Annotated in this window: 11 protein-coding genes and 2 tRNA genes; 9 read left to right on the top strand and 4 right to left on the bottom strand. The window is 58.9% G+C overall.

What is annotated here, in order from left to right; genetic code table 11:
* The first annotated feature begins 128 nt into the window (after positions 1–128).
* Together ACZZ0A_RS02760 and pdeM are read left to right on the top strand one after the other, a co-directional pair.
* Positions 129–2,618 (top strand): ligase-associated DNA damage response DEXH box helicase, encoded by a 2,490-nt coding sequence (locus ACZZ0A_RS02760; RefSeq protein ID WP_463542485.1) that lies wholly within the window; start codon positions 129–131, stop codon positions 2,616–2,618.
* Positions 2,615–3,271 (top strand): ligase-associated DNA damage response endonuclease PdeM, encoded by a 657-nt coding sequence (pdeM, locus tag ACZZ0A_RS02755; protein ID WP_007918614.1) that lies wholly within the window; start codon positions 2,615–2,617, stop codon positions 3,269–3,271. Before ACZZ0A_RS02760 ends, pdeM begins: the two co-directional genes overlap by 4 nt.
* Before the next feature lie 46 nt (positions 3,272–3,317).
* Here pdeM and ACZZ0A_RS02750 read toward each other — a convergent pair whose 3' ends face one another.
* Both ACZZ0A_RS02750 and dcd read right to left on the bottom strand, forming a co-directional pair.
* Positions 3,318–3,527 (bottom strand): hypothetical protein, encoded by a 210-nt coding sequence (locus tag ACZZ0A_RS02750; protein ID WP_007918615.1) that lies wholly within the window; start codon positions 3,525–3,527, stop codon positions 3,318–3,320.
* Between the two features lie 106 nt (positions 3,528–3,633).
* Entirely contained in the window at positions 3,634–4,200 is a 567-nt protein-coding gene (dcd, locus tag ACZZ0A_RS02745; RefSeq protein WP_007918616.1) for a dCTP deaminase, read from the bottom strand.
* 354 nt (positions 4,201–4,554) lie between these two features.
* Between dcd and ACZZ0A_RS02740 the strand changes: the two genes are divergently transcribed.
* Positions 4,555–4,764 carry a cold-shock protein gene (locus tag ACZZ0A_RS02740; RefSeq protein WP_002554837.1) on the top strand — a complete coding sequence of 70 codons (210 nt, stop codon included), beginning with the start codon at positions 4,555–4,557 and terminating at the stop codon, positions 4,762–4,764.
* A 164-nt stretch (positions 4,765–4,928) separates the two neighbouring features.
* Here the strand turns inward: ACZZ0A_RS02740 and ACZZ0A_RS02735 are convergent, their stop codons facing one another.
* Positions 4,929–5,936: a DUF481 domain-containing protein gene (locus ACZZ0A_RS02735; RefSeq protein WP_463542484.1), complete on the bottom strand. Its 1,008-nt coding sequence runs from the start codon at positions 5,934–5,936 to the stop codon at positions 4,929–4,931.
* Positions 5,937–6,100: 164 nt separating this feature from the next.
* Between ACZZ0A_RS02735 and ACZZ0A_RS02730 the strand changes: the two genes are divergently transcribed.
* The 4 genes from ACZZ0A_RS02730 to ACZZ0A_RS02715 all read left to right on the top strand — a co-directional run bounded on the left by ACZZ0A_RS02730 (position 6,101) and on the right by ACZZ0A_RS02715 (position 10,873).
* The gene (locus ACZZ0A_RS02730) at positions 6,101–6,454 is read left to right on the top strand and encodes an MGMT family protein (RefSeq protein ID WP_007918619.1); all 354 of its coding nucleotides are present in this window, start codon (positions 6,101–6,103) and stop codon (positions 6,452–6,454) included.
* 43 nt (positions 6,455–6,497) lie between these two features.
* Positions 6,498–8,057, top strand: coding sequence for an AmpG family muropeptide MFS transporter (locus ACZZ0A_RS02725; protein WP_007918629.1), 1,560 nt, complete (start codon positions 6,498–6,500; stop codon positions 8,055–8,057).
* Positions 8,058–8,186: 129 nt separating this feature from the next.
* Complete coding sequence (locus ACZZ0A_RS02720) at positions 8,187–9,902, top strand: proline--tRNA ligase (RefSeq protein WP_007918631.1); 1,716 nt, start codon at positions 8,187–8,189, stop codon at positions 9,900–9,902.
* Positions 9,903–9,919: 17 nt separating this feature from the next.
* Positions 9,920–10,873, top strand: coding sequence for a hypothetical protein (locus tag ACZZ0A_RS02715; protein WP_007918633.1), 954 nt, complete (start codon positions 9,920–9,922; stop codon positions 10,871–10,873).
* Positions 10,874–10,975: 102 nt separating this feature from the next.
* On the opposite strand, the gene dinB is transcribed toward ACZZ0A_RS02715, so the two are convergent.
* Entirely contained in the window at positions 10,976–12,037 is a 1,062-nt protein-coding gene (dinB, locus tag ACZZ0A_RS02710; RefSeq protein ID WP_095113865.1) for a DNA polymerase IV, read from the bottom strand.
* 280 nt (positions 12,038–12,317) lie between these two features.
* On the opposite strand from dinB, the gene ACZZ0A_RS02705 reads away from it, so the two are divergent.
* Positions 12,318–12,394: transfer RNA gene (locus ACZZ0A_RS02705), tRNA-Met, on the top strand.
* A 221-nt stretch (positions 12,395–12,615) separates the two neighbouring features.
* Positions 12,616–12,692 (top strand) — tRNA-Met (locus ACZZ0A_RS02700).
* Positions 12,693–12,746 lie beyond the last annotated feature (54 nt).

Below are 12,746 nucleotides of genomic sequence, written 5' to 3'. Positions count from 1 at the left end.
TCTTGATCTCTACAAAACAAGATCAAAAGATCGCAGCCTTCGGCAGCTCCTACACGGTCACCCTGATTAAACCTTTCGCCAACTGATGTGGTCACTGGAAGAACCCCTCCAGAGCGCGCGCAGCCCGCATGGCGAAATCCTCCGACCTGGCAAAAATCTGGTTCAGCGCCCGCGGCTGGAAGCCGTTCGCCTTTCAGAAAGATGTATGGGCGGCGGTCAAAAAAGGCGAATCCGGCCTGCTCCACGCCAGCACCGGTGCCGGTAAAACCTATGCCGTGTGGTTTGCCGCGCTCAATCGCTTCGCGCGCTCGCAGCCTGCCGTCGAAACACCGCGCAAACGCAAATCACCGGCCGAACCGCTGACCGTGCTGTGGATCACCCCCATGCGCGCCCTCGCCGCCGACACCGCGCGCGCTTTGCAAACACCGGTCGATGACCTGCAGATCCCGTGGAACATCGGCCTGCGCACCGGCGACACCAGCAGCAGCGAGCGCGCTCGCCAGAGCCGACGCCTGCCGACCACGCTGATCACCACCCCGGAAAGCCTGACCCTGCTGCTCGCCCGCGCTGATGCACAGGTAGCGCTGTCGACTCTGCGCATGATCGTCGTCGATGAATGGCACGAACTGCTCGGCAACAAGCGCGGCGTGCAACTGCAACTGGCCCTCGCCCGCCTGCGGCATTGGCAGCCTGAGCTGATCGTCTGGGGCGTCTCGGCCACCCTGGGTAATCAATCCCACGCCGAGCAGGTGCTGATCCCACAGGGCGGCGGCATCAGCATTCAGGGGCAAAGCGAAAAAACGCTGAAGGTCGACACCCTCCTCCCACCGGCCATCGAGCGTTTTCCCTGGGCCGGGCATATCGGTCTGAAGATGCTGCCGCAGGTCGTTGCCGAACTGGATGCTTGCGCCAGCACCTTGGTCTTCACCAATACGCGGGCGCAATCGGAAATCTGGTATCAGGCGCTGCTGGAGGCACGGCCGGACTGGGCCGGGCTGATCGCGTTGCATCACAGCTCCCTGTCTCGCGAGACTCGCGACTGGGTCGAACAGGCCTTGAAGAACGGGCATTTGAAAGCCGTAGTCTGCACTTCAAGCCTGGACCTGGGCGTGGATTTCCTGCCCGTCGAGCGCGTACTGCAAATCGGCTCGGCCAAAGGTGTCGCGCGCCTGATGCAACGTGCCGGACGCTCGGGCCATGCACCGGGGCGCACGTCGCGGGTGACGCTGGTGCCGACGCACAGCCTTGAGTTGATCGAAGCCGCCGCCGCCCGCGATGCCGTCGAACAACGGCGCATCGAACCACGCCTGTCACCGCACAAACCGCTGGATGTGCTGGTGCAACACTTGGTCAGCATGGCCCTCGGCGGTGGGTTTACTCCTGAAGAGTTGTACGAAGAAGTCCGCGGCGCCTGGGCCTATCGCGACCTGACACCCGCTGACTGGAGCTGGGCGCTGGCTTTCGTACGCCATGGCGGGATGTCTCTGACAGCCTATCCGGATTACCGCCGGGTCGAGCCGGACGAGCACGGCGTCTGGCGCGTACCGGATGCGCGATTGGCGCGGCGCCATCGCATGAGCATCGGCACCATCGTCAGTGACGCGAGCATCCATCTGAAATTCTGGAGCAAGGGCGGCGGTGGCAAGCAGCTGGGCAGTGTCGAGGAAGGCTTTATCGCGCGGCTTAAACCGGGTGACGGTTTTCTCTTCGCCGGGCGTTTGCTGGAGTTGGTGCGGGTGGAAAACATGACCGCTTACGTCAAACGCAGCACGGCGAAGAAAGCCGCGGTGCCGCGCTGGAATGGCGGGCGGATGCCACTTTCCAACGAGTTGGCCGAAGCCGTGGTCAGGCGCTTCAGTGCCGCCGCGCAGGGTGAGTTTGTCGGCCCGGAAATGCAGGCGTTGCGACCGTTACTGGAAACGCAGATGCACTGGTCTGGCTTGCCCACCGCCGAAAATCTGTTGGCCGAAGTGCTGAAATCCCGCGAAGGCTGGCACCTTTTTCTCTACCCGTTTGCCGGGCGCCAGGTGCATCTGGGGCTGGCGAGCCTGCTGGCCTGGCGTGTCAGCCAGCGCCAGCCCGTGACGTTCTCGATCGCGGTGAACGATTACGGCCTGGAATTGCTCAGCGCCACGCCCGTCGACTGGGCCGAGCATTTGAATACACAACTGTTCAACGCCGATCACCTGTTAAAGGATGTACTGGCCAGCCTCAACGCAGGCGAATTGGCGTTGCGACGCTTCCGTGAAATCGCCCGGATTGCCGGGCTGGTCTTCGCCGGTTACCCCGGTGCGCCGAAAAGCACCCGGCAGGTACAGGCGTCCAGCGGTTTGTTCTTCGAAGTGTTCAAACAATACGACGCCGACAACCTGTTGCTCGCACAGGCCGGGGAAGAAGTCCTACGAGAGGAATTGGATATTCAACGTCTGGAACAGACACTGGAGCACATCAACCGGATGAAACTCGACGTGCATCAGATAAAGCGTCCTACACCCCTGGGGTTTCCACTGCTGGTGGAGCGCATGCGCGAAAGCATGAGTTCAGAGAAACTCGCCGACCGCATCAGACGGATGGTTGGAGACCTGGAAAAATCCGCCGACAAGGGCAAACACCGATGAACGCGCCCTACCCTGTGCGACTGGCGGGTGAAGACCTCTGGTTGCTGCCGGAAAAGGCCCTGTACTGGCCGGCGCAACAGGCCTTGCTGATTGCCGATGTGCATTTCGGTAAAGCCGCCGCCTACCGCAGCCTCGGTCAACCGGTCCCGCAAGGCACTACCGCGAGCAATATTGCAGTGATTGACCGATTGCTGGCGAAAATGCCCTGCCGACAGCTGATATTCCTTGGCGATTTTCTCCACGGACCCGGCTCGCATGCCGTGGGGACTTTGCGCGAACTGGCCGAATGGCGTGCGCGCCATGTTGATCTGCCGATGACGCTGATCCGCGGCAATCACGACAAACGGGCGGGCGATCCGCCGGAATCGCTGAATATCCGGGTCGTGCCCGAACCGCTGCTGATCGGGCCATTCGCCCTGCAACATGAACCGGACCCGCATCCTGAACGACACGTACTGGCCGGTCATGTGCATCCGGTCTATCGGTTACATGGCAAGGGCCGACAAAGCTTGCGCCTGGCGTGTTTCAGACTCAGCGAAGGCATCAGCCTGCTGCCGGCCTTTGGCGCGTTTACCGGGGGATATCCGGTCGAGAAGGAGCAAAGCTGCAGAATTTTCGTCATCGGTGACAACGAAATATGGCCAGTCAGTTGACGTCTTCACAGACCTCATCTGACTGGCCATTGGTTTTCAATGCAGATCAGGCAACCGGTGCCGGTGGCGGCTCGTCTGGAAGGGTCGGTTCGCCCGGCTCGGTCGGTTGTTCGTTGGGGGTATCGGGATCGGGCTGTCCGGGAATTCCGCCGGCCATGCTCAGTGGCGGATGCGCCAACAAGGACCAGGCCAATACGCCAATCTGATTGGGCTCGAGCCTTGCCAGTTCGGCAGTGATTTGCGGATCGATCTTCATAGGGCACTCCTCGCGAAGGCCCGTTTTGCCGAAAGCAAAAACGGGCAGTACACCCCATAGAGTGTCTGCCCGCCAAAGAATTCCCGCGATCTGTCGGATGGACCGATCAGGTGCGCGGCAAGGTCACGCCACGCTGGCCCTGGTACTTGCCACCGCGATCCTTGTAGGACACTTCGCATTCCTCGTCGGATTCAAGGAAGAGCATCTGCGCCACGCCTTCGTTGGCGTAGATTTTCGCCGGCAGGTTAGTGGTGTTGGAGAATTCCAGCGTCACGTGGCCTTCCCACTCTGGCTCAAGCGGGGTGACGTTAACGATGATGCCGCAGCGCGCGTAGGTGCTTTTACCCAGGCAGATGGTCAATACATTGCGCGGAATGCGGAAGTATTCGACGGTGCTGGCCAGTGCAAAGGAGTTCGGCGGAATGATGCAGACGTCGCTGTGGACGTCGACGAAGCTGCCCGGGTCGAAGTTTTTCGGGTCGACGATGGACGAGTTGATGTTGGTGAACACCTTGAAGTGATTGGTGCAACGTACATCGTAGCCATAGCTCGATACACCGTAGGAGATCACACGGCTGTCATCGCTGCCGCGCATCTGGCGCTCGACGAACGGTTCGATCATGCCGTGTTCCTGCGCCATGCGGCGAATCCACTTGTCCGATTTGATGCTCATGGCGGGGTGTCCTGAATAGCGAGGTGGAAAAATTCTGTCCGGCATCTTACCGGGCGCGCCGCCGGGTTCAAAGTGCGCGGTGCAATTCTCGCCGAACACCCATGAAATACGAGCTTTGGCGACGAACCGTCACACCGCCGATCCCGAAAACAGAGAAACCTTCGCAAGAAGCATTGGCACTTCTCGGAAACTGGGTTAAGGTGGCGTCACTGTGTTGCTTGTGTCACTGAGAATCTCTACACGATATGTTGAATTTCGATCCAACCATCTACAAGAATTTTTCCTGCTCTTTGCACTCAGTCTCGGCCAGGGTTCTTCCTGAGTCGCAGTTATCTTTGTTCAAGGAGTTACACCATGTCTAATCGCCAAACCGGTACCGTTAAGTGGTTCAACGATGAAAAAGGCTTCGGCTTCATCACTCCACAATCCGGTGACGACCTGTTCGTTCACTTCAAAGCTATCCAATCCGACGGCTTCAAAAGCCTGAAAGAAGGCCAACAGGTTTCTTTCATCGCTACCCGCGGTCAGAAAGGCATGCAAGCTGAAGAAGTACAAGTTATCTAACTTGTAGCTTCTTTAGAAAAGAGCCCCGCCCTTAAAAGCGGGGCTTTTTTGTGGGCGTCTGTTTTTCAGCTCGCAAAAAAAGATCGCAGCCTTCGGCAGCTCCTACAGGATTTACATCAATTCTCTGTAGGAGCTGCCGAAGGCTGCGATCTTTTGCTTGTGCCTTACCAGGCCACGCCAAACCCGGCGGTATAACGGGTCTTGCTCAGATCGGCATCGTTGGTGCCACTGATGATGTCGCGCTCAGCCTTGAGGTTAAGCGAAGCCCAGTCGGTGACCTTGTAACGCAGCCCCAATTCAGCATCCAGTGCGTAATCAGCAACTCCGGACAGTGGTTTGCCCACTTCACCGTTGGTGAAGAACTCGACTTTCTTGCCAATCAGGTAACGGTTGTAATCCCATTTCATGGCGACAGAGTAGAAGTTGTCCTTGCTGCCATCGCGGTACTCATAGTCCGTGCGGTTGAGCAGCGAGCCCAGCGAGAACGCGCCCAACTCGTCATCCCAGAACTGGTAGCCAGGACCGGTACCAACCACGCGCTGACGCGCCAGCTCTTCGATGTGATCGCGCTTGTAATTCAGACGACCCTGCCAGAACCATTTATCGGTCAGGAAGCGGTCGAGTGCATATTCGGCGCGCCAGTTGTTGGTGGTGGTCTCGTCGTCCTGCACTTCGCGGTTGTACTCGCCTTCGGCGGTATGACGCCAGCGACCATGACGTGCCGTGGTCTTGAAGCCGACATCGTAGTCATCGGTGTCCTTCTCGGCGCGCTGATAATCCAGCGCCAAGTCGACATTGCCCTTCCAGACCAGATCCTCGACCACCGGTTTCGGTTTGAGAATCTGCTGAATGCTCGCCAGCTCGACGGTTTTCGGCGCCTCGCCATTGGCCAGGGTGACCTTGCCATCTTCGGCGGCCGTCAGCGACTTGGACACTTCGCCGGTGTAGGCATCCTGTTTGACCAGCAAGTGCTGATCGCTGTCCAGCGTCTTGACCTCTTTCCAGTCGATGGTGACCGCACCGGCGTATTTGGTCTGGATCAACAGCTTGCCGCCGTCGAATACCGTAATGGTACCGCTCAACTTGTCACCGTTCTTCAACCAGACGGTATCGGCAAGCAGGGGCGTGGACGCGCTGAAAACAGCAAGGCACAGCAAGGATCTGGAAAACATAAGCGAATCGAAGGCTCAAGTTTGCGAAAAAGGTCGGCATTATCCGTAGGAATAAGACCCTGACAAGGACTGACCGAACGATTTGCGATGAGTTCATTTCTCAATTGCGCGATCACCGATTACTCTGAAAGCCATCAAACTGTTCATGCTCAGGAACCGCGTACGTGACAGACCCGCTCGACAGCGTTGAAAACGATGCGCAAATCCGACGCACGGCGCTCTACTCGACGCTCGCCCAAGTGCCCGAAGGCAAAGTCGTCAGCTATGGTCAGTTAGCTGAACTGGCCGGGTTGGGGCGCGCCGCCCGCTGGGTCGGCCGCACCTTGAGCCAGCTACCCGGTGATACCAAACTGCCCTGGCACCGAGTGCTGGGCGCCGGCGGTCGGATCAGCCTACCGGTGGGCAGCCCATCGGGTGATGAACAACGGGCCCGATTGCGCATGGAAGGCATCACCGTCCTGAACAATCGTGTGGATATTCAGCGCCATGGCTGGCGTCCGGTAGAGCACAGCGGTTAGAGTGCGCGCTTTGTTTTCGCAATCTTGAGGCAGACTTCAGCCCATGCCCCGTAAAACCTGGCGCGCCGCGCTAGCCGCTTATGCCAGTCCTTCGACGCTCGTGCTGTTGTTGCTCGGTTTCGCCGCCGGCCTGCCGTACATGCTGGTATTTTCAACGCTTTCCGTCTGGCTGCGTGAAGCCGGTGTCGCCCGTGAAACCATCGGCTACGCCAGCCTGATCGGCCTGGCTTATGCGTTCAAATGGGTCTGGTCACCACTGCTCGACCAATGGCGCCTGCCGTTGCTGGGCAAACTCGGCCGTCGCCGTTCGTGGCTGGTGCTCTCGCAGGCCTTGGTGATTCTCGGCCTGGTCGGCATGGGCTTCTGCGATCCGCAGAAGCATCTGTCCTGGCTGATCGCCATTGCCGTCGTCGTCGCCTTCGCCTCCGCCACCCAGGATATCGCGGTGGATGCCTATCGCCTGGAAATCGCCGAAGACAACCGCCAGGCCGCCCTCGCCGCCAGTTATATGTCCGGGTACCGCGTAGCAGCGCTGCTGGCCACCGCTGGCGCACTGTTTTTCGCTGAGGGCTTCGGCTCCACAGGTTTCAATTATCAGCACTCGGCCTGGGCCGGCACTTACGCGCTGTTCGGCGCATTGATGATTCCTGCCCTGCTGACCACGCTGTTGATGCGCGAGCCGCCAGTGCCGCTACGCACTCAATTGCAGGCCGGGCGCTATACCTTCATGCATCAACTGATGTCGGTGTTTGTGCTGATTATCTTGCTGGTCTCGGTACCGGCGATGTTCACCCAGCTCTACAACACCGATTTTGCCAGTGTGCTGTTCGGCGACATGAGTCCGCTTGACCTGCTGCTCGAAGACCGCGCCTTCCTGCGCGCGATTCTCTATACGCTGCTCACCGGTCTGTGTCTGTCGACCATGGGTCGTCGCGGCCTCGCACCGGTGCTGACACCGGTCAATGACTTCATTCTGCGCTACCGCTGGCAGGCACTGCTGCTGCTCGGCCTGATCGCCACCTATCGGATGTCGGACACGGTAATGGGCGTCATGGCCAACGTGTTCTATATCGATCAGGGTTTCACCAAGGATCAGATTGCCAGTGTCAGCAAGATCTTCGGCCTGATCATGACGCTGGTCGGCGCCGGCATGGGCGGTCTGCTGATCGTGCGCTTCGGCATTCTGCCGATTCTGTTCATCGGCGGCGCGGCCTCGGCCGCCACCAACCTGCTGTTCGTCATGCTCGCCGACATGGGTCCAAACCTGCAGATGCTGATGGTGACCATTTCCCTCGATAACTTCAGTTCGGGTCTGGCGACGTCGGCGTTCGTTGCCTACCTGTCGAGCCTGACCAACCTGAAGTTCTCCGCCACCCAATACGCCCTGCTCAGCTCGATCATGCTGCTGTTGCCGCGCCTGATGGGCGGCTATTCCGGGGTTCTGGTCGAGAAGTTCGGTTACCACAGCTTCTTCCTGATCACTGCCCTGCTCGGCGTGCCGACGTTGATTCTGATCGCGTTGCACTGGTTTCAGGAAAGCCGCCGCGAAGGCCCGACGCCAACGCCCGAGCCTGTGCCGACGCCGGTCGCAGAAGAATCGTAAGACGTTTCGGCAACGGCGGGAGGAATCTCGCCGTCGTGCCTCCCCACTGACCTCACGCCTGTACGTCGGCAAAACTCGCCGGTACACTGCGGAGTCATTTCCAGTCATAGCAACCGACAACGGCCAACCATGCGCACCAGTCAATTTTTGCTCGCCACACAGAAAGAAACGCCTTCCGACGCGGTCGTGATCAGCCACCAGCTGATGCTGCGCGCCGGCATGATCCGCAAACTCGCCTCGGGCCTGTACACCTGGCTGCCGATGGGCTTGCGAGTCATGCGCAAGGTTGAAGCCATCGTTCGCGAAGAGATGAACGCCGCCGGCTCTCTGGAAGTGTTGATGCCGAGCACCCAACCGGCCGAGCTGTGGCAGGAATCGGGGCGCTGGGAAGAATACGGCCCTGAGCTGCTGCGCATCAAAGATCGCCACGGTCGCGACTTCTGCGCGGGCCCGACCCACGAAGAAGTGATCACCGATCTGATGCGCAACGAGTTGAGCAGCTACAAACAGCTGCCAATCAACCTGTACCAGATCCAGACCAAATTCCGTGACGAAATCCGCCCACGCTTCGGTTTGATGCGTGGCCGTGAATTCATCATGAAGGACGCGTACTCGTTCCACGCTGATCAGGCGTCGCTGCAGGTCACTTATGACCGTATGCACCAGGCGTACTGCAACGTGTTCAGCCGTCTGGGCCTGAAATTCCGTCCGGTTGAAGCCGACAACGGTTCGATCGGTGGCGCCGGCTCGCACGAATTCCACGTACTGGCCGAGTCCGGCGAAGACGACATCGTCTTCAGCAACGGCTCCGACTACGCAGCGAACATCGAAAAAGCCGAAGCGGTGCCACGCGAAACCTCGCGTGCCGCTGCGACCGAAGAGCTGCGCTTGGTCGATACCCCAGACACCAAGACCATCGCGGCGCTGGTGGAAAAATTCAATCTGCCGATTGAGAAGACCATCAAGACCCTGATCGTGCGTGCCGAAGAAGAAGGCAAGCTGATCGCGCTGGTGATTCGAGGCGACCACGAACTCAACGAAATCAAGGCTGCCCAGCAACCGGGCGTTGCCAGCCCGCTGGTCATGGCCACCGATGCCGAACTGCGTGACGCCATTGGCGCCGGCGCCGGTTCGCTCGGCCCGCTGAACCTGCCGCTGCCAATCATCATCGACCGCTCGGTCGAACTGATGAGCGACTTCGGTATCGGCGCGAACATCGACGACAAGCACTACTTTGGCGTGAACTGGGAGCGCGATCTGCCGGTTCCGACCGTGGCCGACCTGCGTAACGTAGTCGCCGGTGACCCAAGCCCGGACGGCAAAGGCACGCTGGAAATCAAACGCGGTATCGAAGTCGGCCACATCTTCCAGCTGGGCAACAAGTACAGCAAGGCGATGAAGTGCGAAGTGCTGGGCGAGAACGGCAAGCCGGTAACCCTGGAAATGGGCTGCTACGGCATCGGCGTGTCCCGCGTGGTGGCGGCTGCCATTGAGCAGAACAACGACGAAAACGGCATCATCTGGAGCGACACTCTGGCGCCGTTCCAGATCGCTCTGGTTCCGCTGCGTTATGAAACCGAGCAGGTGCGCGAAGCCACCGACAAACTGTACGCCGAACTGACGGCCGCCGGTTTCGAAGTGCTGCTGGACGATCGCGACAAGAAAACCAGCCCGGGCATCAAGTTCGCGGACATGGAGCTGATCGGCATTCCTCACCGGATCGTGGTCAGCGACCGCGGCCTCGCCGAAGGCAACCTGGAATACAAGAGCCGTACCGAAGGCGAAGCGCAAGCATTGCCGGTGGCCGACGTATTGTCCTTCCTGCAGGCCCGTATCCGCCGCTGAAACCAGATAGAGACGTCATGTTCAAGCGAAACACCTTAGGCCTCGGTGGCACCGCCCTGTGCGGTGCCCTGCTGGTCAGCGGCTGTGCCAATCACATGTCACAACGCAGCGAGCACGAAGAGCGGGTCGAGCGGAAGTTGCTCGACCATAGCCTGCAGATTGATGTCGGCGAGCCTAAGGCGCTTGAGCTGCCGCAGCGACGCGTGAAGATCAACGAACAGAAGACTTTCGAAGTCACCGAGTTCGAAGTCACCCGTCGCTACGATCGCTACACGCCTTACCAGCCTTGGCGGGAGGTCTACGAGATCCCGCTGGGCGTGGTGGCCGTGGTCGGCGGCGTCGGCGCGAACGTGGTCAACGTTTTCGCTCTCGGCAATCTGCCGGACAGCGTCACCAAGGACTGGCTGAGCTACGGTTTTGCCGGGCTCAATCCATTCATGAACGTGCAGTCCAATGGTCGCGCGCAGCAGAACCTGGCGGGTATCGATGAAGTCCAGCGCGACAAGCGCACGGAGTATTCGAGCCTGCCGTGGAGCGAGCGCCCGGTGCAGGTCAAGGCTGGCAAGCAGACCTTCGACATGACCACCGATCGTAACGGTGTGCTGCGTCTGAATCTGCTCGACAGCCCGTTTGCCGAAAATGACCTCAATCATGTCGGCAAGCTGCAGATCAGCGTCGAAGACAGCAAGGATGACGTGCACTCTGATTCGTCGCTGATGATCAGCAGTCATCTGCGCGGCAAATTGCTGGAGGCGCACGGGCTGATTTACGACGACCTGGAAGACGACGAAGTGAGCCAGTGGGTACACCGGGTCAAACGTCTGTCGGAACTGGGTCTGGAAGAAGAAGCCAGCGAGCTGGAACAAAGCCTGATCGAACTGACACGCAACGATCCTGAGCTGCAGACTGAGTTTCTCAAGTCGCTGACCAAGGATGCCGGGCGTCTGGTGGCAGATCCAGGACCGAATTAAGGCCTATTAAAAGATCGCAGCCTGCGGCAGCTCCTACATTGGAACGCATTTCAATGTAGGAGTGAGCCTGCTCGCGAGGAGGCCCTTACATTCCGCAAAAATCTACCGCTCAAACAACTCCATCTGCTCAAACCCGCCGCGCAAATCCTCAAGCCTGACCCCCACCCCCAACAACCGCACCGGCTTCCCGCCGCGATTGAACGCCTGCGTCAGCATCAACTGATAGCTACCGAGATCCCGCCCTGCCCCGGCCTGCTCCAGCGTCGTCTGGGTAAAGTCATGAAACTTCACTTTGACGAACGGCTTGCCCGGCCGATAACTGCTGTCGATCCGCGCCATACGGGTTTTCAGGGTTTCCAGCAGCTCCGGCAGTTTGTCGAGGCAACTGCGTAGATCCGGCAGATCAACGTCGTAAGTATTTTCCACACTGATTGACTGACGCCGGCTGTCGTTGTGCACCAGCCGGTCATCAATCCCACGGGCCAGACTCCAAAGTCGCTCGCCAAAACTGCCGAATTCGCGCACCAACGCGAGCTTGTCCCACTCGCGCAGGTGCAGGCAGTCGACGATGCCGAGCCTGCCCAGTTTGTCGGCGGTGACCTTGCCGACGCCGTGCAGCTTGCTTACCGGCAAATCGCTGACAAAGTCTTCGACCTGATCCGGCGTAATCACGAACAAGCCGTTGGGCTTTTTCCAGTCACTGGCAATTTTCGCCAAAAACTTGTTCGGCGCCACACCGGCAGAAACGGTGATGTGCAATTGATTGGAGACTCGACGACGAATGTCTTGGGCGATGCGTGTGGCGCTGCCACCGAAATGCGCGCTGTCCGATACATCCAGATAAGCCTCATCCAGCGAAAGCGGCTCAATCAGGTCGGTGTAATCGGCAAAAATCGTATGAATCTCTTTCGAAGCCTCGCGGTACGCATCCATACGCGGCTTGACGATGGTCAGGTCCGGGCACAGCTTCAAGGCATGCCCCGACGCCATCGCCGAACGCACGCCATACGCGCGCGCTTCATAGTTGCAGGTGGCGATCACCCCGCGCCGGTCCGCCGAGCCACCCACCGCCAACGGCTTGCCGGCCAGACGCGGGTCATCGCGCATCTCGATGGCGGCGTAGAAACAGTCGCAGTCAATGTGGATGATTTTTCGCTGAGTCATGTCAGAAAAGGAAACGTGGCGAACCGGATCGGCAGTATCTCACTGACACCTGTATATAGCACCAGTGGTATGAATGTTCTTTCCAGGTGGTAGGAAATGTCCTTTGAATTTATTTTCTCAATCGACGAGTGGCCGCCAATAGAGCTGGAAGCCTTGCCCCGCCTGACCTGCAGCGTGACAAACACCCGAGAAAAAGCGCTAACCGATTGAACCTCAACAGTTTTTATCCAGATTGCGGGTTGACACCCCGGCGTTCCTCTGTAGAATGCCGACACACAGACGCGGGATGGAGCAGTCTGGTAGCTCGTCGGGCTCATAACCCGAAGGTCGTCGGTTCAAATCCGGCTCCCGCAACCAAACATCAAAAAAGGCTACTCGAAAGAGTGGCCTTTTTTGTGCGCGTCTGTTTTGTAGATTTCCTCTTCTTATAGAGAAGGATCGCCAAACAGGAATTCTTTGCATTTCCGAAACTTAACGCACCACCTGCGACCGTTTGACGCGATTGCACACTTATTTGACCCTTTACGGGATTAGCGGTTGACACCTCGCCGTTCGCCTGTAGAATGCCGCCACACAGACGCGGGATGGAGCAGTCTGGTAGCTCGTCGGGCTCATAACCCGAAGGTCGTCGGTTCAAATCCGGCTCCCGCAACCAAACATCAAAAAAGGCTACTCGAAAGAGTGGCCTTTTTTGTATCTGTTGAAAAAG

It is taken from the genome of Pseudomonas sp. AC242, from assembly GCF_979258655.1.
Note: the sequence above shows the minus strand (reverse complement) of the source record. Positions and strands in the feature narration are given on the sequence as shown.